Raw genomic sequence first — 23,836 nt, 5'->3', positions numbered from 1 at the left:
GGCCAGGGCGTCGCTCCGAGTTCTGCGCGCGCTTTGGTCTTGAACTGTTCATCAACTCCACCCATGTTGGGACGCCCGCGGGTAAACGCGTACCCTGCTTTTTCCGCGGCTTTTGATGCGAGGACTGGGATGACCGAACCGGACGGAAGCGAGCGACTTGCCAGGACGCTTGTCAAAAAGCACGACTTCGTTCGGCCGCGGCATTACGCACTAGCAGGCGTCCTCGTCGCTTCGTTCGCTCTCGCCAGTTGCGGACAACCGACCTCGCAAGCGTCCGCGCCGCCGCCGGCTCCGGTGACGGTCGCCCAGCCGGTCAAGCGGACCGTCACCGATTGGGACGAGTTCACCGGCCGCTTCGAGGCGGTCGAGGAGGTGCAGGTGCGTCCGCGCGTCGGCGGCTTCGTCAACTCGGTCGAGTTCCAGGACGGCGCCATCGTGCACCAGGGCGATCTGCTCTACGTGATCGACCCGCGTCCGTTCGAGGCGGTGGCCGAGCAGGCCGACGGCCAGCTCTCCGACGCGCGTGCCAGGGTGGAGCTCGCCAAGCGCGAGCTCGACCGTGGCCTCAACCTGGTGCAGACCAGCGCCGTCTCCGAGCAGGTCGTCGACCAGCGCCGCCAGGCCCTGCAAGCCGCGCATGCGGCGGAAATGCAGGCCGAAGGCGCACTGAAGGCCGCCCGACTCAATATCGAGTTCACCCATGTCACCGCGCCGCTCACCGGCCGCGTCAGCCGCCATCTCGTCAGCCCCGGCAATCTCGTGCAGGGCAGCGACACCGGCACCTCGACGTTGCTCACCTCGATCGTCGCGCTCGACCCGATCTATATCTATTTCGACATGGATGAGACGACCTTCATCAAATACAGCAAGCTGTGGTTCGAAGGGAAGCGCCCGAGCTCGCGCGACACGGCCAATCCGGTGCAGGTGACGCTGGCCGGCGAGACCAAGCCGTCGCATGAGGGCACCGTCAACTTCCTCGACAACCGCCTCGACGTCTCCACCGGCACGCTGCGCAGCCGCGCCGTGGTCAAGAACACCGATCTGTCGATCCTGCCCGGCCAGTTCGGCCGCGTCCGCCTGATCGGTAGCGCGCCTTACGAGGCGCTGCTGATCCCCGACGTCGCTGTCGCGACCGACCAGTCCCGCAAGATCGTCTTCGTGGTGAAGCCTGACGATACCGTGGAGGCGCGACCCGTGGTGCTCGGGCCGCTCGACGACGGCCTGCGCGTGATCCGCGAGGGCCTGAAGGCAGAGGACCGCGTCATCGTCAACGGCATCCAGCGCGCCCGCGTCGGCGTCAAGGTCGCCCCGCAGACGGCTCAAGCTCCGGCTGGTGGCAAGTCATGAATCTCGGCCGTCTGTCCATCAACCAGCCCATCCTCGCGATGGTGCTGTCGATCGTGCTGCTGATCGTTGGCGCGCTCGCCTATACCACGCTGCCGGTCTCCGAATATCCGCAAGTGGTGCCGCCGACCGTCGTCGTCACCACGCAATATCCCGGCGCTTCCGCGCAGACCGTCTCCGACACGGTTGCGGCTCCCATCGAGCAGCAGATCAACGGCGTCGAGGACATGCTGTATCTCTACAGCCAGGCGACCTCGAACGGCCAGCTCACCATCACCGTCACCTTCAAGCTCGGCACCGACCTCGACAAGGCGCAGGTGCTGGTGCAGAACCGCGTCGCGATCGCGCAGCCGCAGCTGCCGGACGAAGTGCAGCGCAACGGCGTCGTCACCCGCAAGAACTCGCCCGACATCCTCATGGTCGTGTTCATGCTCTCGCCGGACGACACCTTCGACCAGCTTTACATCTCCAACTATGCGCTGCTCCAGGTCCGCGACCAGCTGCTGCGCATCGACGGCGTCGGCGACATCCAGATCTTCGGTGCGCGCGACTATTCGATGCGGCTGTGGCTCGACCCTGACCGCATCGCCAATCTCGGCCTCACCTCGACCGAGGTGCTGGCGGCGATCCGAGCCCAGAACGTTCAGATCGCGGGCGGCCAGATCGCCGAACCGCCGATCGCCGACCGCGCCTTCCAGCCGAACCTGGTGTTCACCGGGCGCCTGAAGGACCAGAAGCAGTTCGAGGACATCCTGATCAAGGCCGGCTCCGACGGCCGCACGGTGCGCCTGCGCGACGTCGCCCGCATCGAGCTCGGTGCGCTCGCCTACTCCACCAACAGCTTCCTGTTGCGCAAATCAGCGGTCGCGATGCTGGTGACGCAGCGGCCCGGCTCGAACGCGCTGGCTACTGCCAAGAACATCTCGGACACGATGGAGAAGCTCAAGACGAGCTTCCCGAAAGGCCTCGACTACAATATCGGCTACAACCCGACCGAGTTCATCGCGCAGTCCGTCCACGAACTGATCAAGACCATCTACGAGGCCATGCTGCTCGTGGTCATCGTCGTGCTGGTGTTCCTGCAGGGCTGGCGGCCCGCGATCATCCCGATCATCGCGATCCCGGTCTCGCTGGTCGGTACCTTCGCGGTGATGGCGGCGCTTGGCTTCTCCATCAACAATCTCACGCTGTTCGGGCTCGTCCTCGCCGTCGGCATCGTCGTCGACGACGCCATCGTCGTGGTGGAGAATGTCGAGCGCCATCTCGAGCATGGCCTGAGCCGGCGCGATGCCGCGCTCAAGACCATGGAGGAGGTCGGCGGCGCGCTGGTCTCGATCGCGCTGGTGCTGTGCGCGGTGTTCGTGCCGACCGCATTCCTTGGCGGCATCTCCGGGCAGTTCTTCCAGCAATTCGCCGTCACCATTGCGGTGGCGACCGCGATCTCCTGCTTCTGCTCCCTGACCCTGTCGCCGGCGCTGGCATCGCTGATCCTCACGCCGCACGAGGAGAAGCGGCCGCCCGCTGCGTGGAACCTGATCGCCCGCGGCTGGAATGGGTTCACCGGCGCCTTCAACCGTCTGTTCGACCGGCTCTCGCATGGCTATGCCGGCCTCGCCAATTTTGTGATCCGGCACTCTGTGGTCATGCTGCTGATCTACGTCGTGCTGATTGGCAGTGCCGGCTGGCTGATCGGGACGACGTCGCAAGGCTTTATTCCAGCGCAGGATCGCGGCTACGTCATCATCTCCGTGCAATTGCCGGGCGCCGCGTCGCTGGCGCGCACCACGGAGATCGTCCGCGAGATCGAGCGGATCTCGCTGGATACGCCGGGCATCGTCCGCGTCGCCGCCTTCGCGGGGTTCTCCGGCGCGACGCGCACGCAGGCCGGCAACGCGGCCGCACTGTTCCCGGTGTTCGACGAGCCCGAGGCGCGGCTCAAGAAGGGACTGACGGCGAACGCCATCACGGGAGAGCTGCGCAAGCGGCTCGCGGCGATCCAGGGCGCGTTCATCATCGTGATTCCGCCGCCGGCCGTGCCGGGCATCGGCACCGGCGGCGGCTTCACCATCCGCATCCAGGACCGCCAGGGCCGCGGGCCGGAGCTGCTCGCCGCCGCCACCGACGAGCTCGTCGCTGCGGCGCGCAAATCGCCTTCGCTGCTCGGGCCTACGGTGTTCTCGCCGTTCTCGGCCAACACGCCGCAGCTGTTCGTCGACATCGATCGCACCAAGGCGCAGAAGCTTGGTGTGCCTATCGCCAGCATCAACGACACGATCCAGACCTATTTCGGATCGACCTACGTGAACGACTTCAACCTGTTCGGCCGCACCTATCACGTCACGGCCCAGGCGGACTTCCCGTTCCGGAAAGAACCGAGCGACCTCGCGCGGCTGCGCACGCGCAACGCTTCGGGTGACACGGTGATGCTGGGCAGCGTGGTCGAGTTCAAGGACGTCTCCGGTCCCGATCGTGTCGCGCGCTACAATCTCTATGCGGCCTCCGAGCTCCAGGGCGAGCCGGCGCCGGGCGTCAGCTCCACCACCGCGCTCAACGCCATCAAGAAGCTCGCCGACGACACGCTGCCGAGCGGCTTCACCTTCGAATGGACCGACCTCTCCTATCAGCAGATCACCGGCGGCAACGCCGGCCTCTACGTGTTCCCGATCTGTGTGCTGTTCGTCTATCTCGTGCTCGCCGCGCAATATGGCAGCTGGACGTTGCCGTTCGCGGTGCTCCTGATCGTGCCGATGTGTCTGCTCGCTGCCACCATCGGCGTGCGCGTCATGGGGCAGGACGTCAACATCCTCACCCAGATCGGCTTCATCGTGCTGGTCGGGTTGGCCGCGAAGAACGCCATTCTAATCGTCGAGTTCGCACGCGACATCGAGCATGAAGGCAAGCCGCGCCTGGAGGCGGTGATCGACGCCTGCCGGCTGCGCCTGCGGCCGATCCTGATGACGTCCTTTGCCTTCATCCTCGGCGTCCTGCCGCTGGTGATCTCGTCCGGCTCCGGCTCGGAGATGCGTCAGGCCGTCGGCGTCGCCGTGTTCTTCGGCATGATCGGGGTGACGCTGTTCGGCCTGCTGTTCACGCCGATCTTCTACGTGGTGGTGCGGAACCTCGCCGAGGGGCGGAACGAGGGGAAGAAACCGGAAGTGGCGGCCTGACGCTGCCTCCATGGCCGTAGGCGGCTCCACATCCCTCCGCCGTCATCCCCGCGAAGGCGGGGATCCATAACCACAGGGAGGAGTTTGGCGGAGACTCGCAGTTGCCAGCTTCGTCTCAAACGCCTTCCTGTGGCTATCGCGACGAACGCAAGCGTTCGCGCGGGGGTCCCGGATCAGCGCTCCGCTTCGCTGCGCTTGTCCGGGACGACAACGGAGAACGTAGCGCCGCCGCTCCATACTAACGGCCTACGCCGAAATGGATGGGCAGGCCCTCGGTTCTTCACTACACTTCGCGCGATTTCAAAACAAAGCACTGCTGGGAGCCAACACATGAAATCAGCCCTTTTGGCCGCTGTCGCAACCTCGGCCCTGCTGCTGGCCGCGCCGGCCTTCGCACAAGGTGTCAAGATCGGCATCCTCAACGACCAGTCCGGCGTCTACGCCGACTACGGCGGCAAATGGTCGGTTGAAGCCGCCAAGATGGCGATCGAGGATTTTGGCGGCGAGGTGCTGGGCCAGAAGGTCGAGCTGGTCACCGCCGACCACCAGAACAAGCCTGATCTGGCCACCTCGATCGCGCGGCGCTGGTACGATGTCGAGAACGTCGACATGATCACGGAGCTGACGACTTCCTCGGTCGCGCTCGCGATCCACGAGCTCTCCAAGGAAAAGAAGAAGATCGACATCGTCGTCGGCGCGGCGACCTCGAGGCTGACAGGCGATGCCTGCCAGCCCTACGGCTTTCACTGGGCCTATGACACCCGCGCGCTCGGCGTCGGCACCGGCGGTGCGCTGACCAAGGCCGGCGGCGACACCTGGTTCTTCCTCACCGCCGACTACGCGTTCGGCTACGCGCTGGAGAAGGACACCAGCGAGATCGTCACTGCCAATGGCGGCAAGGTGGTCGGCTCGGTGCGCGTGCCGCTCAACTCCTCGGACTTCTCCTCCTTCCTGCTGCAGGCGCAGAGCTCGAAGGCGAAGATCGTCGGGCTCGCCAATGCCGGTCTCGACACCACCAACTCGATCAAGCAGGCGTCTGAATTCGGCATTGTCGCCAGTGGCCAGAAGCTCGCAGGGCTTCTGATGACGCTCGCCGAAGTGCACGGCCTCGGCCTGCAGGCGGCGCAAGGCCTGGTGCTGACCGAGGGCTATTACTGGGACGTCAACGACAAGTCGCGCAATCTCGGCGACCGCTTCCTCAAGCGCACCGGTCGGATGCCCAACATGATCCAGGCCGGCACCTATTCGGCAACGCTGAGCTACCTCAAGGCGGTCAAGGCTGCCGGCACCAAGGATCCGGACGCCGTCGCCAAAAAGCTGAAGGAGCTGCCGGTCGACGACGATTTCGCGCAGGGCGGCAAGGTGCTCGAGAACGGCCGCATGATCCACGACATGTATCTGTTCGAGGTCAAGAAGCCGTCGGAATCGAAGAAGCCGTGGGACTACTACAAGCTGCTCGCCACCGTCCCCGGCGACAAGGCGTTCTTCGCGGCGAAAGACAGCGGCTGCCCGCTGACGAAGTGAAGGGAAGAGGCAACGCTAGCGCTCCAATCTCGCTGTCATCCCCGCGAACGCGGGATCCATAACCACAGGGAGCGGTGTGGGGCGGAATAGGCAACTCCGAGTCTTCGCCCAACCTCTCCCTGTGGTTATGGGTCCCGGATCAGCGCTCCGCTTCGCTGCGCTTGTCCGGGACGACAGCCGAGATTGGAGCCGCAGCGCTTCCGTCACGCCACCACCGCGCCCAACGCCCCCGCCCACAGCGCAGTCGCCGCGATGTCCTGGATCATGAAACCCGGACCGCGCCTCAATACCCGGTCAGCTCGAGATAGCCAACGCCGTCATGCGTGCCGGCAAAACTGATCGGCCCTTCCCAGTAGGAGAAGCCGGTCCCCATCCAGGCTTTTGGGTTGAGCGGCTTGCAGGAAATCGAGAACGACCGCGACGGGATCGCGATCTGCCATTCCACCGGCAGCCTGCGTCCCGCGATCTCGGTGATCGCTTTCGGTGCCATCTGGATATCGCTGCCCGCGATCATCTGCGTCTCGCCCGCGGCGCTGATCCAGTTGCCAAACGGGTAATCCTTGCCGTCCTTCTGGCGCAGCCGATACAGCATCAGCTTGTCGCCGGACGACAGATGCAGCGACAGCCAGTCCCAGCCGGTCTGGTCAGTGTCGAGCGGCTGGCTGCTCCACTCGCGATCCATCCAGGCCTGGCCTGTCACATCGACCGGCTTGTCGTCGATGGTGAGCGTGCCTCGGGCGCGGTAGAACGGCTGGCTGTAATAGTACGAGGCTTGCCCGCGCTCGGACTTGCGGCTGAAACCGCGATCGCCTTGCAGCACCACGGGACGATCGGCCTCGAGCGTTAGCGCGTAGCTGAAATCCGTGCCGGATGCCTTCAGCGTCACCGGCGCCAGGGTCTGGTCGTCGGTGCGCTCAACCCCCTTCATCTCCCAATCGTCGATCCACGCTGCGAACGGCTTTGCCGTGACGCCGGCCTGTCCGATACCGCCGCGCGAAAACACCTCGTTGAAGCGGTGCGTGTCGGCGCGCGTCACCGCGGCATGCGCCATCCAGATCTGCTGGTTGGCCCAGCCTTCGCCTTGCGGACCCGGCCGGGCGGCCTGACGGAACAGCGTCCATTGCAGGCCACAGGCGGCGCCGCTGCGGTCTGTGAGATTTGCCGTGAGATACCACCACTCGATGCGAAACTCCGGATGCGGTCCATGATCCGCAGGGAAGTCGAACGTCTTTCCGGGCGTGACCTTGGCAAAGCCGTCTGCCGTCTCGCCGAGCCCGGCATAGCCCTGTGCCCTTGTACGACGCGCGAGAGCGAGTGCGGCGATGCCGCCGGCAAAGGCGCGCCGCGAAATCCTGTCAGCGCTCATTGGCAAAAACCTTCACGAGGCTCGCCGGCTGCATCCGCGCCAGTCGCAGCATCGGCAGCAATGCGGCGAGCAGCGAGGCAAACAGCGCGACTGCGACCAGCTCGACCAGTTGTAGCGGAAACACATGGAACGGCAGCCGCCAGCCGAACGCCTTCACGTTCACGATCGCGATCAGACACCACGCCACCAGCAACCCAAGCGGCACGGCCAGCAGCGCAGTGAACAGCGCGACCGACAGCGTCTTGGTCAATTCGATCGCGGCAAGGAGAGGGCGCGTGATGCCGATCGCCCAGAGCGGCGCGAGCTGTGGCAGGCGGGAGTTTGCCAGCGTCAAAAGGCTTGTCAGCAGCGCAATGCCGGCGACTCCAAGCGTGAACGCATTCAGCGCCGAAGTCACCGCGAAGGTGCGGTTGAAGATGCGGATCGATTCCGCCTTCACCGTCGCCTGGTCGGCGACGCTGCGGTCGTCGAGCGCGAACTGCCTCTGCAACGCCGCAATCAGGTCGGGGATATTCTCTTTCGCGACGATGAGCCCGATCCGCGTCTGCGGTGTCTGCGGAAACTGCCGGATCAGCGCAGCGACATTGACAGCAAGCTGCCCCTTGGGATTGCCGTAATCGGCGTAGATGCCGACGATGTCGAGCTCCCAGGTTCCGCCCGGCGCCGGCACCTCGATGACATCGCCGACGCGGACGTTGAGGCGGCGGCTCAATTGCTCGCTGATGAAGGCCGCATTGCCGGGCACGAGCCGGGTCCAGGCGCGCGGCGCGGTCTCTAGCAGCGGCCAGCGCTCGCGATAGAGCGCGTGATCGGGCAGGCCGAGTAATTCTACCGGCTGGCCCTGAACCTGTGTCTCGGCCCGTCCGCCCGACAGGATTGCCTGCACATCGCTGCGTTCCTTCAGCCAGCCCCGGATCGCGACACCTTGCGCATTATCGGCGGCGCTGATGTAGACGTCGGCGGCGAGGCGTCCGTTGAGCCAGCCGATAAACGTGCGGCTGAACGTCTCCACCATGGTGGAGACCCCGACATTGACGGCGAGCGCGAGCAGCAGTGCCATCAGCGCCAGCGACAATCCCGAGAGCTGTTGCCGGCTGTCCGCCCAGAACCACAGCGCGAGAGGTCCGCGCGCGGTGCGCTGGCCGATCAGCAGGATAATCTCGAGGAACGCCGGCAGGATCAGCGCCGCGCCGAACATCAGCGCGGCCAGCACGCCGAAGCCCGCGATCAGCGACACACCATAGTGAAGCAGCAGCAGCGCGACCGCGAACACGGCGCAGGCAGCACAGCTTTGCAGGATCAGCCAGCGGCGCTGCCGCTGCTGCCAGGCGTATGGCTGCGCCGTCGCCAGCACCGGCATCCTGATCGCCTTGATCAGGCTAGTCGCCGCCGCCACAAGCGCGCCGGCCACGCTGATGCCGATGCCGGCGAGCCACCATTCGGGTTGCAGGCTGAGCTGCCCCGGGATCTGCGCGCCATAGAGCCCGCGCAGTGATGCCGCGACGTCGGGTAACAAGGCGGCCGCGATAAAGTAGCCGCAGACGAGCCCGATCAGCCCTGCGACCAGCGCCAGGGCCACCAGCTCGACCACCAGCATGGTGTTGACCAGCCGCGCCGAGGCGCCGCAGGCGCGCAAGGTGCGCAGCATCGGCAGCCGCTGCTCGAAGGCGAGGCCCACGGCCGAGTTGACGATGAACAGGCCGACAAAGAACGACAGCAGGCCGAAGGCGGTGAGGTTGAGATGGAAACTGTCGGTCAGGCGCTCCAGCTCGGTCTCCGCGTTCGGTTCGACCCGCTGCAGCTGGTCGCCGACGATGCTCTGCAGCGGCGCTGGCTTGCCCTTCGCCTTGCCGATCAGAAGCCGCGACACCTGGTCCGGCTTGTTCAGCAGGCGTTGCGCCACGCCGATATCGACGACGAGCACATCAGGGACGAGCTGCGGCAGCACGCGCAGCGGCGGCAGCTTTGCGCCGCTGCTGATCGGCGGGGCCGCGCCCTCCTGCTCCTGCAAGTCGTTCAGCGTTTCCTGCGCCACCAGCGTCTGGCCGGGTGGGGCAACAAAGCTGCTTAGATCCGAGGCCCCAAGGCGCGGCGTATTGCCGACATCGGCCGGCATCGTCACCGGCTCGATGCCGAGCAGCCGGACCGAGCGTCCATTCACCTGAACGCGGCCCTCCAGCACCGGCGAGACCGGCCAGCCCGCGCGCCTCAGCTTGACGAATAGGCCTTGCGAGAACGTCGCCGCGTTCGGCGCCACCAGCATGGCGGTGCGCGCGCCGCCAAAGGTCGCCGCGGCGCGGTCATAGGCGTTGCGGGCCTGCTGGTTGATTGCCTGCACGCCGCTCCACAGCGCCGTCGCCGCGATCAGCCCGATCAGGAGCGTCGCGAATTGCATCCTGTGCCGCCGCCAGTGGCTCAGGAGCACCGCAAGCACCCACAGCGCGCGCCTCATGCGATTCGTCCCGCGTGCAAGGTGAGGTGGCGGTCGAGCGTGCCGGCCAGATGGAGGCTGTGCGTCACCATCAGGAAGCCGCAGCCGGTGCGCGCGACGAGGTCGCGCGTCAGGGCCAGCACGTCCTCGGCGGTGGCTTCGTCCAGATTGCCGGTCGGCTCGTCCGCCAGCAGCAGCGACGGTTTCGTCGCCAATGCCCGGCCGATTGCGACCCGCTGCTGCTGGCCGCCTGATAATTGCTCTGGATAACGCTTGAGCAGTCCGCCAAGCCCGAGCCGCTCGACCAGCTCCTTGGTCCAGGCCGCATCCTGCCGGCCGGCGATCCGCGCCTGGAAAGCGAGATTGTCGGCGACCGACAGGCTCGGGATCAGGTTGAACTGCTGGAAAACCAGCCCGATCCGGTCGCGCCGGAGCTCGGCGCGTCCCGCGTCCGACAGTTTGGTAACTTCGGTGTCTTCCAGTCGGATCGAGCCGCTATCGGCGGCATCGAGCCCCGCGATCAGGTGCAGCAGCGTGCTCTTGCCGCTGCCGGATTCCCCGGTGAGCGCGACGCGCTCGCCGGCCTTGAGATCAAGGTCGACGCCGCGCAGCACATGGACCGGCTCGGCGGCCGAGGAGAAGGTTTTGGAGAGGTTTCGGATATTTAGCAAGACCTGATCGCGCCGCACGGAATTAACGGAAATGCTGCGTAGCACACTTATTGCGGCAATGCCGGGGTTGCGTTGGCTTCCAAGGCGTTGTTAGCTTCCAATACGGCCAAATCAAAAAAGTGCCGACAAAGAGACATACGGGGAGAATCATGAGCGCTCAGGGAACGCCCAATGCGGCGGGTAAGACGACCGATACGCCGAAGGGCGCCTGGACCGTCACGTTTCTCCTCTTTCTCTTCATGGTGGTGAACTTCGCCGACAAGATCGTCGTCGGCCTCGCCGGCGTGCCGATCATGACCGACATGAAGCTCGATGCCGAGCAATTCGGCCTGCTCGGGTCGTCGTTCTTCTTCCTGTTCTCAATCTCCGCCATCGTGGTCGGCTTCATCGTCAACAAGGTGCCGACGCGCTGGGTGCTGCTGACCCTCGCGGTGATCTGGGCGCTGGCGCAGTTCCCGATGGTCGGCACCGTCTCCTTCACCACGCTGCTGATCTGCCGCATCGTGTTGGGTGCGGGCGAAGGCCCGGCCTTCTCGGTGGCCGCGCACGCGATCTACAAATGGTTCCCCGATGAGAGGCGCACGCTGCCGACCGCGATCCTGTCGCAGGGCTCGGCCTTCGGCGTCATTCTCGCGGTGCCGGCGCTGAACTGGGTCATCGTCAATCACTCCTGGCACTACGCCTTCGGTGCGCTCGGAATCGTCGGCCTGATCTGGGTCTGTGCCTGGCTTATCTTCGGCAAGGAGGGGCCGCTGGAGGACACGCAGGTTCTTGCCACCACCGAGCCGAAGATTCCCTATTTCCAGCTTCTGACCTCGCGCACCTTCCTCGGTTGCGTGATCGCGACCTTCGGCGCCTATTGGGCACTGTCGCTCGGCCTCACCTGGTTCACGCCCTTCATCGTCAAGGGGCTCGGCTTCTCGCAGAGCCAGGCCGGCTTTGTCTCGATCCTGCCCTGGGTGTTCGGCGCCACCGTCGTGATTCTCACGGGCTGGATCTCGCAGGTGATGATGGCGCGCGGCTACACCACGCGCATCTCGCGCGGTGTGCTGGGCTCGGTGCCGCTGATCATCGGCGGCCTGATCCTCGCGACGATGCCGCATGCAACGGGCGCCGGCCTGCAGATCGCGCTGCTCGTGGTCGGCTCCGGTCTCTGCGGCGCGATCTACGTCGTCTGCCCGCCGATGCTCGGCGAATTCACCCCGGCCTCGCAGCGCGGCGCGGTCATTGCGATCTACGGCGCGCTCTACACGCTCTCCGGCATCATCGCGCCGAGCGTGATGGGCACCGTGATCCAGCGCGCCGGCAGCATGCTCGACGGCTACATGACCGGTTTCACCATCAACGCGGTGGTGATGATCGGCTCCGGCGTGATCGGCCTGCTGCTGCTCTGGCCGAACACGGAGAAGGCGCGGTTGACCCGCGGTGCCGCGGCGCAGCCCGCGCCGCTGAAAGGCGCGGTGTCGCCGACGTAAGGGGGCGGGGACGAGGCGACCCTGCCGACGGCTCAATTCGTCTTGGCTTGCGGCTTCCGCTCGGTGAACGGCGACAGCACCACGGTGGCCAGCATGAAGATCACCGACGCGCCGAACACCCAATGCGGCGCGCTTTGATCCATGATCCAGCCGAACAGCAGCGGCGAGACGATGCCGCCGAGATTGAAGCCGGTGGAGACGATGCCGAAGGCGCGGCCCGCGGCGCCGGCCGGCGCGGCATTGCGCACCAGCATGTCGCGCGACGGCGCGATCACGCCGGAGAGGAAGCCCGCGCTCGCCATCGCCGCCGTCAAAGCCCAGCCCGGCAATGTCACCAGCGCGATCAGCAGCACGATTGCGGCGTTCGCGGCAAAGCAGGCCGCTGCGACATAGCCGTGATGCTCGGTGTGGTCGGCGAGGAAGCCGCCGGCGAGCACGCCGGCAGCGCTGCAGCCGAGGAACGCGGTCAGCGCGACATTGGCGATCGAATAGGAGGTGCCGTAGCCGCTCATCAGCGCCACCACGCCAAAATTGTTGATGCCGGCGACCGACAGGCTGAGCAGCATGAACAGCGCGGTCAGCGTGATCAGCGCGGGCGTGATCACCGCCTGCTTCGGCGCGTTCTCGTTGCCCGGCTTTTTCTTATGAGCGCCGGCCTCGGGAATGCCCATGGCGATCAGCAGCAGCGCCACCAGAATGGCGACTGCGCCCGATGCGATCAGCGCACCGACACCGCCCGACACTGTGACCAGCGCCGCCACGATCGCCGGCGTCACCGCGCCGCCGAGATAGCCGGCAAAGGTATGAACCGAGAACGCGCGCCCCATCCGCGCCTCGTCCATGTGCTCGGCGAGGATCGCGTAATCGGCGGGGTGATAGACGCTGTTGGCGAGCCCGAGCAGCACGGCACAGGCGATCAGCGACGCGTAGCTCAAGTGCAGGCCGAGCAGGATCAGCGCGCAGCCGCCGAGCGTCAGCCCGATCAGCAGAATCTTCCGCGCGCCAAAATGATCGACGAGATAGCCGGTCGGCGCCTGCGTCAGGCCCGATACGACGGCCAGAATGGTCAGCGAGAAGCCGAGCTCGACATAGCCGACGCCGAGCCTGTCCTTCAGGAACGGAAACAGCATCGGCAGCACCAGCAGATGGAAATGGCTGACCCAATGCGCGATCGAGATTCCGGTCAGCGTGCGCAGCGCGCTGTCCGCCTTGCCTTGTTGCGGTGCGGCGAGAACGTCGACCATTGCAGTTCCGTTTTGCGGCTTGAGAGACGCGCAAACTATCGGGGAGGGCGGTTATTTGTCCATGAACAGAGGTGCATGGCAGGTAGCGCGGGTGGGGAAGCAAGGGGCGACGACCCGTGCAGCGCGCCAGCTTACGATCAAAATCCCGCAGCCCTCACAACGGCTCGTCGTCACAACCGTCGCGATCGCGCTTTGGCGTCGCGATATCGCCGTCGTCGTCATCCTCATCGAGATCGCGCAGGCGCCTGGGCTTCTTCGCCTTGCCCTCAGCGATCTCTGACTTCGGTGGTGCGCTTGGTTTTGTGGTCCCGATCTTGGCCATGGCTGGTTCCGGATGGTGATGCGTCACCCGATTTGATCCGGAAAATATGTGCGGTCCCTGACCTGCCGCAAGAAGGGGAGGAGGGCTGGGCGCGTCAGTGCACCACGGGCCCGCCCGCCTTCTTCCAGGCGTCGATACCGCCGGCGATATGGGCGGTATTGCCGAGCCCTGCTTCTTTCGCAGCTGCAACAGCCATAGCCGAGCGCTCGCCGAACGCGCAGAAGAACACGACGCGCCGGCCCGTTGCGGCCGCGACCTCGCGCAGCATGCCGCCGGGTTTCAGACTCTCCTCGACCGAAGGATAGGGTGTGTGCAGCGCGCCCTCGAGCATGCCGTGCTTGGCGCGTTCGTTGCTTTCGCGCAGGTCGACCAGCAGGATGTCGGGCCGGTGAAGCGAGCGGATCGCCTCGATTGCGCTGAGCGCACGGCCCTCTTTCTCCAACTCCTCCTGATGCAGGCCGACGCGCATGTTGGCGGGCACGGCCACATCCATCATTTTCGGATTGGGCAGCTTCAGATTGGACATCAGCTCGATATATTCATCGACCGAGCGCACCTGCAGCCGCGGATTGTAGCGCTTCTCCTCGCCGATGGTGGAGACGGTGTCGCCCTTGTAGTCATGCGCCGGGAAAACCATCGTCTCGTCCGGCAGCTTGAGCAGCCGATTGAAGATCGAATCGTATTGCGCGCGCGACGAGCCGTTCTGGAAATCGGTGCGGCCGGTGCCGCGGATCAGCAGCGTATCGCCGGTGAAGACGCGGTCGCCCATCAGGTAGGAATAGGAATCGTCGGTATGGCCGGGCGTGTACATCACGTCGAGCGACAGGCCCTCGATCGTCACCTTGTCGCCGTCGGCCACCCGCATCGCCACCACGTCGGCCTTGGTCTGGTCGCCCATCACGGTCATGCAATGGGTGCGGTCGCGCAACTCGCCGAGCCCGGTGACATGGTCGGCATGCAGATGCGTATCGACCGCCTTGACCAGCTTGAGGTCGAGCTCGCGCAGCAGCTGGCAGTAACGGTCGACCTTCTCCAGCACGGGATCGAGGATCAGCGCCTCGCCGCCGGGGCGGCTGGCGAGGAGATAGCTGTAAGTGCCCGAAACGCTGTCGAAGAGCTGGCGGAAGATCATGGCAGGACCCGGCGTGGAACTGATTTCGACGATTCTACTACGATATGGGCTCACGGGAGAAGCAATTCACTGTGTAGACAAGGAAATTTGGAAGATTTTTATTCTACGTGATGAGGCTGGGATGGGGGCGCGATGGCCGATCCCCAAATTCACAGTCGTCCCTTGCGAACGCAGGGACCCATAACCCCAGGGAGGAGTTTGGCGAAGATCAGCGGTTCGGTACCGCCCCAATCGAAAGATCACGCGGTATGGGCCTCGGCGTTCGCAGGGACGACAGCGGAGCTATGACCGCGCGCCCGTCGACCCCTATCCCGCAATCCCCGGATTGCCGTCTATGCCCTTCAGCGTGACGCCGGTGCCGAGGCGCTCCTGAAACATCCGGCCTGAGCGCAGATATTTGGCGACCACGTCCCACACCGGTGCGCCCTGCTGGCCGTTGACGGAGGCCCAGCCGGCGACCTTGTAGCGGTGGCTGGCGTTGAGCGTCTTGCCGCCGTTGAGCTTCAGCTCGGAGATGCGGCTGCCGGCCGCGTTCGTGGGGTTGCAGGTGTAGCTGAGCCCCCCGGCGCGCACCATGTCGCCGCCCTGCTGGTAATAGGGATCGGCGTTGAATAGATTGTCGCAGATGTCTTCCAGCACGTTCTTGATGTCCGCACCTAGCATCTCCTGCACATAGGTCTCGGGATAGGTGATCGCGGTTTCCGCGAGCACATCCTCCATGGTCAGCGGCTGACCCGACAGCGCGGTGACGCCCCAGCGGAAACCCGGCGACAGCGCGATCTCGGCATCGAGCTCGGTGCGCAGCGCGGTGCAGATCAGTTCGTCGACGGGACCTGTAAAATTGTCGCGGCGAAACAGCAGCCGGTCCGGCGTTGCGATCTTCTCCGACCAGTCGGTCACGTAAGGCGCGCGCAGCCGGCCGATCAGTTCGGCCATAGCAGGGTCGGGCTTCAGCAGCTCGGAATAAACCGGCAGCAGATGATATCTGACGTCGCTGACCTTGCCCTTGTCGAGCGCGAGATCGAGCACGCCCAGGAATTTCCCGTTGGAGCCGGCATTGGTGACGAGCGTAGTGCCGCCGGCGTTCTTCACGGGCATCGGCTGCGGCACGGCGTCATGGGTATGGCCGCCGAGGATGACGTCGATGCCGGTGACGCGGCTGGCGAGCTTGAGATCGACATCCATGCCGTTGTGCGACAGCAGGATGACCGCATCGACCTTTTCGCTGGCCCGCAAGCCATCGACATGTTTCTGCAGCTCTTCCTCGCGGATGCCGAAGGTCCAGTCCGGCGTGAACCGTTTCGGGTGCGCGATCGGCACGTAAGGAAAAGCCTGGCCGACGATGGCGACGCGATGGCCGCCGAGCTCCTTGATCGTCGACGGCTTGAACACGCGCCCGCTCGCCTTGTCGAAAGCGCTCGCATCGTTGAACGCGGCCTCCTCGGTCAGGAAAACGTTCTGCGCCAGAAACTCGCCCTTGAAGCGCTCGAGATTGTCGCGGAGCACCTGCTCGCCATAGGTGAATTCCCAATGCCCGGTCATCGCCTCGATGCCGAGCAGATTGGCGACCTCGACCATGTCGCGGCCCTGCATGACGTTGGCAAGACCGGTGCCCTGCCAGAGGTCGCCGCCGTCGACCAGCAGCGAATTTCTCTCGCCGACATCGCCGCGCAGGCGGTCGATCAGCGTCTTCAGATGCGCGAAGCCGCCGAGCTTGCCGAAGCGCCCCGCGGACTTCTCGAACTCGAAACAGGTGAAGGCATAGGCATCGGCGCTGTCGGGCCGGATGCCGAACCGTTCGAGGAAGGCGCGGCCGACCAGATGCGGCGGACGCCCCGCCATCTCACCGATGCCGATATTGACGCTGGGCTCGCGGAAATAGACCGGGTTGAGCTGCGCATGCGTGTCGGTGATGTGCAGGATGCGCACATTGCCGAACCGTTCGAGGTCGTAGATGCTGGCGGTCTCGGCGCCGCGCGCGAGCCGTGGCAGGCCAGCTGAGACGGCGGCAACGCCTACACTCTTCAGGAAATCGCGGCGGCGGATCGCCATCCAATTTCTCCGCCCTCAATGATCGCTCGACTGCTGCAAGAGATACAATCTAGCGGATTTCCATGGCCTTCCACGCCTCTTTTTCAGAATTGGCCTGGAAGATCGACGCTTTCGCCAGCGCCTCGGCTTCCTTCGATGCAGCGACCGCACGGTCGAAATCGCCGCTATCGCCGGCCTTCTTGGCGGCCGCCAGCGCGGTTACGGTCACGGTCCATTGGTTGCGCATGCCGGCTGCCTCCTTGGAAGCAGCCTCCGCGGCGGCATAGGCCGCCTTGTAGTCCGCCTCGCTGGCCGCGCGCGCTGCCGGCGCGAAGCTCAATGCAAACAGCATGGCCAGGTTAAGTGACCGCTTCATGGCCGTGCTCCCGGCCCTGAAATCGGCAGGCCGTTGGCGACGTAGGACAGGAAATATTCGACGTCGCGATATTCATCCGCCTGCGGCTCCAGCGGAACCGCGCGGGTCTGGCTGTTGCAGGTGACGAAACGGCGGCTGATCGTGCCCATGCCGCTCCATTCCGAGCGGTAGATCGGCATCGCGTTCAGGATGCCGAGCGCAGGCGCCAGGATCTCGGCGCGGATGCGCTCGCCCGGGCTCTGCACATGGCAGCTGGCGCAGGAGAAATTCAGCTGGCCGCGGCGGGTGTAGAAGTAGCGCTTGCCGTTCTCGAACGCCTCCAGCGCGCGCGGGTCATCGGGAATCTTGATGTCCATCAGCTTGCCGCGCGAGGTGAAGGCCATGTAGGCGGTCAGCGAAGCCATCTCGTCCTTGACGTAGGAATAGGGCGCCTCGCCATTGGCTTCGCGACAGCGGTTGAGCGCGAGCTCGAGCGTGACGACCTTGCCCTCCTTCGTGTCGAAATAGGGATAGTTCTGGCGGATGCCGATGCCTCCATTGGGGAAGCAGTCCGCATAGGTCTTGCCGTTCTTGAACGGCGTCGCAAACATCTCCTTGCCGGCATCGAGCGCGAATTCGTAAGGCGGGAATTCCTCCTTCTCCTGCCACTGCCGCTTCATGTCCGCGTTCATGGAGTAAGGACCGTTGACGAAGTCCTCATGCTTCACGTCGGGAAATTTCTGGAAGAAGAAGTTCTGGAATGCTTTCGCATCAGTCGCGGGATCGACCTTGTCGGCCGCGACCACGCGCGGAGATGTCAGGGCGAACGCGACCAGCGCGGCGCTCAACGATGCAAGCAGAACGGCGGAGCGAGCCTTCATCACGCGATCTTCGCGGTGATTGTGTCCGACCCGCCCTTGTTGTCGGTCCAGGAGATCTTGAGGTCGTCGCCCTTCTTGCCGCCCTTGAAGCTGAACTTCACGTAAGGGTCCTTGGAGACCGCGGTGCCCCAATTGGCGACGAAGACGTCCTTGCCGTTACATTCGAACTTCAGCTCCTGGATGTAGTGCGCGGGGATCAGCTCGCCCTTGGAATCCTTGACGAGGCCGGTGTCCATGGGGTGCTGGATCAGCGTCTGCACCTCGGTGATGTCGCCGTTGGCGGTGGCGCGTACGCGAATGCTGGATGCCATGTCTGATCTCCCTAACCGCCGCAGCCGCCGACGGTGACCTTGACCTCTTTGGTCGCGCTGTAGAGCTTGCCGTCGGCCTCCACGATCGCGGTCACGTTGCTGGTCTTGGCCATCTTCAGGCGGTTGGCGATAGCGGGCAGCGTGCCGTCGGGAATCCTGTAGGACGCCGCGAGCGCATTCGGGTTCTCGGCGACGAGGAACGAGATCGAGGTGACCTTGTCCAGTGTCGTCGTCACCGAGATCGGCACCACGCCGCCATTTTCGGCGATCTCGGGCGCGTCGAGCTTGACCTTCTCGGACGGCTCCGCCGTCCTGCCGTAGAGCGCCTTGATCGCATCCGCTTCGTTCTTCAGCTTGAACGCTTCTTCCGGATATTTGTCGTTGGCCGCCGCGCGCGCGGGAGCGAACGGCAGATTGCCGAGGCCGAGCAGCGCGACGCTGGCTGCGCCCTGAAGGATCAGGCGCCGCGTCGGATGAGAGCCGGTGGTCGCAGTCATCGGAAAGTCTCCTGCACAGTCTCTTGCGTGCCTGAAGTCACAGGGTTTGCAGGAAATCAACGATCGCGCTGATCTCCTGCTCGGTCAAAATCCGGTTACGCCCGAACGGCGGCATCATGGTCTGCGGATTGCGCCTGGTCTCGTCGAAAATGATCGCGGTGAGTTCGTTGCGATCAGGGTATTTTGATTTGAGGTCCTTCAGCTCCGGGCCGATCGTTCCGGGCAGGTCACCGCCCTTGATGACGTGGCAGGTCAGGCAGTTGCCCTTGCCGCGGTCGAAAGCGAGTTTTTGGCCCTCGGCGGCAGCGGATTGCGCCCGCGCCGGGTCCACAAGGCCGGCGGCGAAGGCCAGCAGAAGGAACAGAAGGGGCGTTCGAGCAAGGGCGGTCAAGGCGTCATTCCGAGGCGTTGTGGCGAAGGTCTCGATCGCGGAAATAGAAGCGTTCCAAAGCACAAAGGGCTGGACCTGACAATCAAGACTATTCACGCGGCAAAATGGAGTTAATATCTTCCGCATTGCAACTGAAGAGATTATTTGTTCGGCCGATTTGGCCCGGGCGCTCAGGGTGGTGGGCGGCGGGGCCGGCTTTTTCCAGCGCCCGGCGGGTTTGCAGGGCGCTTGGGCGCTCGTCCTGTTTTCATCCGCGTTCTCGTTTTTTCAAGGGGACCTCACTTGGCTGAATATGTCGTTGAATTTGGCAGGGACGGCGGGCGCGTCGAGCCGGATGGACGCCTCGATGCGCCGGCCTTTCATCGCAACCACGAGCCGCTCTGGGCGGCGCTGGAGACGCATCTCGCCGGCCTGACCGGCGACGTGGTCGAGGTCGGCAGCGGAACCGGCCAGCACGTGGTCCATTTCGCCCGCCATACGCCCGGCCTCGTCTGGTGGCCGAGCGATCTCAATCCGCGGCACCTCAAGAGCATCGAGGCCTGGCGCGTCCATTCGAGCCTGCCAAACATCCGTTCGCCCTTACGGATCGATCTCACCGATCCGGACTGGTGTCCTGAGATGAAAAGCGGGCAGGCGCCGACCAGCCTTGCCGCGGTGTTCTGCGCCAACGTCATCCACATCGCGCCTTGGAACGTGGCCGAAGGTCTGTTCGCCGGCGCCGGCCGCTATTTGCGCGCCGACGGCAAGCTATTCCTCTACGGCCCGTTCAAGCGCGACGGCAAGCACACCGCGCTCAGCAACGCCGTGTTCGACACCTCCTTGCGCGAAGGCAATCCCGACTGGGGCGTGCGTGATATCGGCGATGTCGAAAAGCTCGCACTGGCGGTGGGCCTTGCCCTCGTCGACACGATCGAGATGCCGGCGAATAATCTCACACTGGTGTTTGCGCGCTAGAAGGTCGTCATGCCCGGGCTTGTCCCGGGCATCCACGTTCTTCGAGTGACAAAGCAAGTCGTGGATGGCCGGGTCAAGCCCGGCCATGACGGCACTAGCTCTCGTCCTTCCACCCGATCTTCTCCTTCAAGAACCGGAAGCCGATCACCTCAAACCCGGCGCGCTCCTTGTTGTCCTTGCCGTAGCCGTGGCCGCCCGCTTCCGGCTCGTAGAACCAGGCCTCATAGCCCATCGCCTGGAGCTTGGCCGCCATCTTGCGCGCGTGGCCGGGATGGACGCGGTCGTCGCGTCGGGTGGTGGCGATCAGGATCGGCGGATAGGACTGGCCGGCTTTCACGTTGTGATAGGCGGAATAGGTCTTGAGCCACTCCCATTCCTCCGGCTTGTCGGGGTCGCCATATTCCGCGATCCAGCTCGCGCCCGCGAGCAGCTTTGTGTAGCGGCGCATGTCGATCAGCGGGATGGTGCAGAACAGGGCGCCGAAGCGCTCGGGATAGCGCACCAGCATGTTGGTGATGAGGATGCCGCCGTTCGATCCGCCCTGGGCAGCGATGCGCTTCGCGCTGGTCACGCCGCGGCGGACGAGATCTGCGGCAACGGCCGCAAAGTCGTCATGCGAGAGCTTCTTGCCGGCGAGCCGCCCGGCATCATGCCAGCGCGTGCCGAACTCGCCGCCGCCGCGCAAGTTGGCCTGCACAACGGTGCCGCCGCGCTCCAGCCACAGCTTGCCGAGCGAAGCGTTGTAATACGGCTTCACCGCGAGGGCGAAGCCGCCATAGGCGCTCATATAGACCGGCGCATCGCCGGTCTCCTTGGCGGGCCCGGTCTGGACATAGGGAATGCGCTCGCCGTCGATCGAGATCGCCTCGTGCTGCGTCACCACGAGACCATCGGCAGTGAACGTTTTCGGTGCCTGCTTCAGCACGGTCGGGCTCGCGACACCGCGCTCCATCAACAGCATCGAGGGCGGGGTGAGCGGGTCCTGCACGTTGGCGAGCAGGTCGCCGTTGCTCTCGGAGGGATGGCGGTCGAGCGGCCAGACGTCGACGACGCCGATCTGAGGCAGGCCGGAAAGCATCTCGCGGCTCCAGCCGCTCGCGGACGGCGTGTGAATCTCGAATTGCGGCTTGAGCTCGTCGAGGATGGAGAGCACCAGCTTTCCTGCGACCCAGAACAGGCCTTGCAGCGCGCGCCGCGGCGCCGGCTCGAACAGGACCGCGAAATCGCGGCTGCCGGCGAGGAATGCCGGGAGCGAGATGCCGAGCACGGTGTCGGTGGCGTAGGTCCGTCCCCCGACAGTCCAGTCCTTGCGCAGCTTCATCGCGAACCAGTCGCCATGGGCCTGCATCCAGATGCCGGTCGGCAGGTCGAGCTTCGTCATCGTGCCGGCGGCATCGCGCAGCCAGACCGCGTAGTTGAAGAAGTCGATCTGGTCGACGATCCAGACCCGCGGCGCAGGCCCGGTGTCGTCGCTCATCCCGTAGATCATCATGTGATCGGAGGCAGTCTCGATGATCACCTCGGCCTGCTCAACAGGCTGGCCGCGCCGCCACAGCCGAACGGTCCGCGCATAGCCGGAGCTCGTGGTCATGCCCTCGCCATGCGCGCTCGACAGCAGCAGCGTATCGGCATCGAGCCAGTCGAGGCCGCCCTTCGCTTCCGGCAGTGTGAAGCCGCCCGCGACGAAACTCTTGGTGGCGAGGTCGAATTCCCGCAAGGTCACGGCATCGCTGCCGCCGCGCGACAGGCTGAGGATCGCCCGCGCGCTGCCCGGCATCGTGGCGATCCCGCTGAGCAGCCAGTCTTCGCCTTCCTTTGCTGCGAGCTCGTCGATATCAAGCAGCGTCTCCCACGCAGGATCGGTCTTGCGAAACTCCGCCAGCGTGGTCCGCCGCCACAAGCCGCGCGGATGCGCGGCATCCTTCCAGAGGTTGTGCAGTTCGTCGCCGCGCCGGCTGACATAGGGGATGTTGTCGGGACGATCGTAGATCGCCGCGAGGATGTCGCGATCGCGCACATAGGCCGGCCCGCTGAACGCGGCCAGTGTCAGCTGATTCTGCCGCGTGACGAAATCGAGCGCCTGCTTGCCTTCGATTTCCTCCAGCCAGAGCCAGGGATCGTCGTCGGGAGCTTGAAGCGTAGGCCTGTCGTCGACGGTCATGAACGAAACTCCTGAAGGTCGCGGCGGATAGGATTTGATCGAGCGCAAGCCGTCAAGGCTGCGCTCGGGTATCATCGGCCCGATTGCGTCAGAGGCATGGCCTGCGCCCGTTCGCGCCGGTTGCTCCCCCTCCCGTGCCCCTCCATAGTGCCGGGAATCAACGAGGCCCTTTTGAAGTCCCCTGGGGCGGAAATGCCGATGCTCGACGTGACGACAGCCGATGAGATCTCCGATGACGCACGCGTGCGTTCCAATGTGGTGCGCCTCGCCGCGGCGCAGGCGCTGACCGGCGCCAATTCGGCTGTCATCTTCGCCACCGGCGCGATCGTCGGCGCGACGCTGGCGCCCGACATGTCGTTCGCGACGGTGCCGATCTCGATGTATGTGGTGGGCCTTGCCGCCGGCACGCTGCCGACCGGCGCGATCTCGCGCCGCTTCGGCCGCCGCGCGGCCTTCATCGTCGGCACCGGGCTCGGCACGCTCACCGGCCTGTGCGGCTGCTTTGCGATCCTGCGCGGCTCGTTCGCGCTGTTCTGTCTCGCGACCTTCCTCGGCGGCCTCTACGGCGCTGTCGCGCAATCCTACCGCTTCGCCGCGGCCGACGGTGCCAGCGCGGCCTATCGCCCGAAAGCGGTGTCCTGGGTGATGGCGGGAGGGGTGTTCGCCGGGGTGCTTGGTCCACAGCTCGTGCAATGGACCATGGATGTCTGGCAGCCTTACCTGTTCGCCTTCAGCTTCCTGGTGCAGGCCGCCGTTGCGCTGGTCGCGATGGGCATCGTCGCCGGCGTCGACATGCCGAAGCCGGCTGCGGCTGATCTGCACGGCGGCCGGCCGCTGCTCACCATCGTCAGCCAGCCGCGCTTCATCGCCGCGGCATTGTGCGGCGTCATCGCCTATCCCATGATGAATCTGGTGATGACCTCGGCGCCGCTCGCCATGAAGCTGTGCGGCCTCAGCGTTTCCGATTCCAATTTCGGTCTGCAATGGCACATCGTTGCCATGTACGGTCCGAGCTTCTTCACCGGCGCGCTGATCGCGCGCTTCGGCGCACCGAAAGTCGTTGCCGCAGGTCTGCTGCTGGAAGCGGGCGCTGCCACCATCGGCCTCTCCGGCATCACCGCGATGCATTTCTGGGCGACGCTTGTCATGCTCGGCATCGGCTGGAATTTCTCCTTCATCGGCGCCTCCGCGCTGGTGCTGGAGACGCACCGGCCGCAGGAGCGCAACAAGGTGCAGGCCTTCAACGATTTCCTCGTGTTCGGCATGATGGCGATCGGCTCGTTCTCTTCCGGCCAACTGCTCGCCAATTACGGCTGGTCCGCCGTGAACATGGTGGTGTTCCCGCCGGTCGTGCTGGGGCTCGCCGTGCTGTCGCTGGTCTCCTGGGCCCGCCGCCGCAAGGCGCGGCTGGAAGCGGCCATGGGCGAGTTCCCGGACGCGGTGTGACGCGCGATCCGGCAAAGTGCGTAGCGGTTTTCCGACAAGATCACGGGCAATAGACTGTCAGGAGGCTGTCAGCAGCGTTGATACTTCGATCCAGCTCGAAGTGATTTTCTGGTGGGGCATCGTTACATGATGC

19 protein-coding genes are annotated in these 23,836 nt (G+C 65.0%); 6 read left to right on the top strand and 13 right to left on the bottom strand.

Features of this window, described 5'->3' with window-relative positions; genetic code table 11:
* Positions 1-129: 129 nt before the first annotated feature.
* From HYH08_RS22490 to HYH08_RS22480, 3 genes are all read left to right on the top strand, one after another.
* Positions 130-1,347 (top strand): efflux RND transporter periplasmic adaptor subunit, encoded by a 1,218-nt coding sequence (locus HYH08_RS22490; RefSeq protein ID WP_220012005.1) that lies wholly within the window; start codon positions 130-132, stop codon positions 1,345-1,347.
* Positions 1,344-4,511 (top strand): efflux RND transporter permease subunit, encoded by a 3,168-nt coding sequence (locus HYH08_RS22485; RefSeq protein WP_220012004.1) that lies wholly within the window; start codon positions 1,344-1,346, stop codon positions 4,509-4,511. The genes HYH08_RS22490 and HYH08_RS22485 overlap by 4 nt, the downstream gene beginning before the upstream one ends.
* Before the next feature lie 330 nt (positions 4,512-4,841).
* Entirely contained in the window at positions 4,842-6,035 is a 1,194-nt protein-coding gene (locus HYH08_RS22480) for an ABC transporter substrate-binding protein (protein WP_220012003.1), read from the top strand.
* 283 nt (positions 6,036-6,318) lie between these two features.
* Here the strand turns inward: HYH08_RS22480 and HYH08_RS22475 are convergent, their stop codons facing one another.
* Genes HYH08_RS22475 through HYH08_RS22465 form a run of 3 tightly spaced genes read right to left on the bottom strand, consistent with a single transcriptional unit; the run spans position 6,319 to position 10,503 of the window.
* Positions 6,319-7,401, bottom strand: a complete 1,083-nt coding sequence (locus HYH08_RS22475; RefSeq protein ID WP_220012002.1) for a lipocalin-like domain-containing protein — start codon at positions 7,399-7,401, stop codon at positions 6,319-6,321.
* A complete protein-coding gene (locus HYH08_RS22470; protein ID WP_220012001.1) occupies positions 7,391-9,853 on the bottom strand; it encodes an FtsX-like permease family protein in 2,463 nt (820 codons plus the stop codon). The genes HYH08_RS22475 and HYH08_RS22470 overlap by 11 nt, the downstream gene beginning before the upstream one ends.
* Positions 9,850-10,503: an ABC transporter ATP-binding protein gene (locus tag HYH08_RS22465; protein ID WP_220012000.1), complete on the bottom strand. Its 654-nt coding sequence runs from the start codon at positions 10,501-10,503 to the stop codon at positions 9,850-9,852. Before HYH08_RS22465 ends, HYH08_RS22470 begins: the two co-directional genes overlap by 4 nt.
* A 149-nt stretch (positions 10,504-10,652) precedes the next feature.
* Between HYH08_RS22465 and HYH08_RS22460 the strand changes: the two genes are divergently transcribed.
* Positions 10,653-11,978 carry an MFS transporter gene (locus HYH08_RS22460; RefSeq protein ID WP_220011999.1) on the top strand — a complete coding sequence of 442 codons (1,326 nt, stop codon included), beginning with the start codon at positions 10,653-10,655 and terminating at the stop codon, positions 11,976-11,978.
* A gap of 32 nt (positions 11,979-12,010) precedes the next feature.
* Here the strand turns inward: HYH08_RS22460 and HYH08_RS22455 are convergent, their stop codons facing one another.
* From HYH08_RS22455 to soxX, 9 genes are all read right to left on the bottom strand, one after another.
* Positions 12,011-13,222 carry an MFS transporter gene (locus HYH08_RS22455; protein WP_220011998.1) on the bottom strand — a complete coding sequence of 404 codons (1,212 nt, stop codon included), beginning with the start codon at positions 13,220-13,222 and terminating at the stop codon, positions 12,011-12,013.
* Between the two features lie 154 nt (positions 13,223-13,376).
* A complete protein-coding gene (locus HYH08_RS22450) occupies positions 13,377-13,544 on the bottom strand; it encodes a hypothetical protein (protein WP_220011997.1) in 168 nt (55 codons plus the stop codon).
* 94 nt (positions 13,545-13,638) lie between these two features.
* A complete protein-coding gene (locus HYH08_RS22445; RefSeq protein ID WP_220011996.1) occupies positions 13,639-14,676 on the bottom strand; it encodes an MBL fold metallo-hydrolase in 1,038 nt (345 codons plus the stop codon).
* Between the two features lie 306 nt (positions 14,677-14,982).
* Entirely contained in the window at positions 14,983-16,728 is a 1,746-nt protein-coding gene (soxB, locus tag HYH08_RS22440; RefSeq protein ID WP_220011995.1) for a thiosulfohydrolase SoxB, read from the bottom strand.
* Positions 16,729-16,777: 49 nt separating this feature from the next.
* On the bottom strand, positions 16,778-17,083 hold the full coding sequence (locus tag HYH08_RS22435) for a hypothetical protein (protein WP_220011994.1): 306 nt from the start codon (positions 17,081-17,083) through the stop codon (positions 16,778-16,780).
* On the bottom strand, positions 17,080-17,943 hold the full coding sequence (gene soxA, locus HYH08_RS22430) for a sulfur oxidation c-type cytochrome SoxA (protein ID WP_220011993.1): 864 nt from the start codon (positions 17,941-17,943) through the stop codon (positions 17,080-17,082). The genes HYH08_RS22435 and soxA overlap by 4 nt, the downstream gene beginning before the upstream one ends.
* Complete coding sequence (gene soxZ, locus HYH08_RS22425; protein ID WP_220011992.1) at positions 17,943-18,254, bottom strand: thiosulfate oxidation carrier complex protein SoxZ; 312 nt, start codon at positions 18,252-18,254, stop codon at positions 17,943-17,945. Before soxZ ends, soxA begins: the two co-directional genes overlap by 1 nt.
* Positions 18,255-18,265: 11 nt before the next feature.
* The gene (gene soxY, locus HYH08_RS22420) at positions 18,266-18,751 is read right to left on the bottom strand and encodes a thiosulfate oxidation carrier protein SoxY (RefSeq protein ID WP_220011991.1); all 486 of its coding nucleotides are present in this window, start codon (positions 18,749-18,751) and stop codon (positions 18,266-18,268) included.
* A 37-nt stretch (positions 18,752-18,788) separates the two neighbouring features.
* Positions 18,789-19,142 carry a sulfur oxidation c-type cytochrome SoxX gene (gene soxX, locus HYH08_RS22415; protein ID WP_220012096.1) on the bottom strand — a complete coding sequence of 118 codons (354 nt, stop codon included), beginning with the start codon at positions 19,140-19,142 and terminating at the stop codon, positions 18,789-18,791.
* Between the two features lie 282 nt (positions 19,143-19,424).
* Here soxX and HYH08_RS22410 point away from each other — a divergent pair, with 282 nt between their 5' ends.
* Positions 19,425-20,096, top strand: a complete 672-nt coding sequence (locus HYH08_RS22410) for a DUF938 domain-containing protein (RefSeq protein WP_220011990.1) — start codon at positions 19,425-19,427, stop codon at positions 20,094-20,096.
* A 94-nt stretch (positions 20,097-20,190) separates the two neighbouring features.
* Here the strand turns inward: HYH08_RS22410 and HYH08_RS22405 are convergent, their stop codons facing one another.
* On the bottom strand, positions 20,191-22,257 hold the full coding sequence (locus HYH08_RS22405; RefSeq protein WP_220011989.1) for a prolyl oligopeptidase family serine peptidase: 2,067 nt from the start codon (positions 22,255-22,257) through the stop codon (positions 20,191-20,193).
* Positions 22,258-22,455: 198 nt separating this feature from the next.
* Here HYH08_RS22405 and HYH08_RS22400 point away from each other — a divergent pair, with 198 nt between their 5' ends.
* Positions 22,456-23,703, top strand: coding sequence for an MFS transporter (locus HYH08_RS22400; RefSeq protein ID WP_220011988.1), 1,248 nt, complete (start codon positions 22,456-22,458; stop codon positions 23,701-23,703).
* Positions 23,704-23,836 lie beyond the last annotated feature (133 nt).

It is taken from the genome of Bradyrhizobium sp. BR 10289, from assembly GCF_019455385.1.
Classification (GTDB): Bacteria; Pseudomonadota; Alphaproteobacteria; order Rhizobiales; family Xanthobacteraceae; genus Bradyrhizobium.
The sequence above is the reverse complement of the archived record's forward strand: the minus strand, read 5'-3'. Positions and strand labels throughout refer to the sequence as shown.

Bases quoted from the DNA above. Each gene is read 5' to 3' on its own strand.
- HYH08_RS22480 (WP_220012003.1), top strand. From the start codon at position 4,842: ATGAAATCAGCCCTTTTGGCCGCTGTCGCAACCTCGGCCCTGCTGCTG.
- HYH08_RS22470 (WP_220012001.1), bottom strand. From the start codon at position 9,853: ATGAGGCGCGCGCTGTGGGTGCTTGCGGTGCTCCTGAGCCACTGGCGG.
- HYH08_RS22490 (WP_220012005.1), top strand. From the start codon at position 130: ATGACCGAACCGGACGGAAGCGAGCGACTTGCCAGGACGCTTGTCAAA.
- HYH08_RS22460 (WP_220011999.1), top strand. From the start codon at position 10,653: ATGAGCGCTCAGGGAACGCCCAATGCGGCGGGTAAGACGACCGATACG.
- HYH08_RS22445 (WP_220011996.1), bottom strand. From the start codon at position 14,676: ATGATCTTCCGCCAGCTCTTCGACAGCGTTTCGGGCACTTACAGCTAT.
- HYH08_RS22475 (WP_220012002.1), bottom strand. From the start codon at position 7,401: ATGAGCGCTGACAGGATTTCGCGGCGCGCCTTTGCCGGCGGCATCGCC.
- soxB (WP_220011995.1), bottom strand. From the start codon at position 16,728: ATGGCGATCCGCCGCCGCGATTTCCTGAAGAGTGTAGGCGTTGCCGCC.
- soxZ (WP_220011992.1), bottom strand. From the start codon at position 18,254: ATGGCATCCAGCATTCGCGTACGCGCCACCGCCAACGGCGACATCACC.
- HYH08_RS22485 (WP_220012004.1), top strand. From the start codon at position 1,344: ATGAATCTCGGCCGTCTGTCCATCAACCAGCCCATCCTCGCGATGGTG.
- HYH08_RS22400 (WP_220011988.1), top strand. From the start codon at position 22,456: ATGCTCGACGTGACGACAGCCGATGAGATCTCCGATGACGCACGCGTG.
- HYH08_RS22455 (WP_220011998.1), bottom strand. From the start codon at position 13,222: ATGGTCGACGTTCTCGCCGCACCGCAACAAGGCAAGGCGGACAGCGCG.
- HYH08_RS22450 (WP_220011997.1), bottom strand. From the start codon at position 13,544: ATGGCCAAGATCGGGACCACAAAACCAAGCGCACCACCGAAGTCAGAG.
- HYH08_RS22435 (WP_220011994.1), bottom strand. From the start codon at position 17,083: ATGAAGCGGTCACTTAACCTGGCCATGCTGTTTGCATTGAGCTTCGCG.
- soxA (WP_220011993.1), bottom strand. From the start codon at position 17,943: ATGAAGGCTCGCTCCGCCGTTCTGCTTGCATCGTTGAGCGCCGCGCTG.
- soxY (WP_220011991.1), bottom strand. From the start codon at position 18,751: ATGACTGCGACCACCGGCTCTCATCCGACGCGGCGCCTGATCCTTCAG.
- HYH08_RS22405 (WP_220011989.1), bottom strand. From the start codon at position 22,257: ATGACCGTCGACGACAGGCCTACGCTTCAAGCTCCCGACGACGATCCC.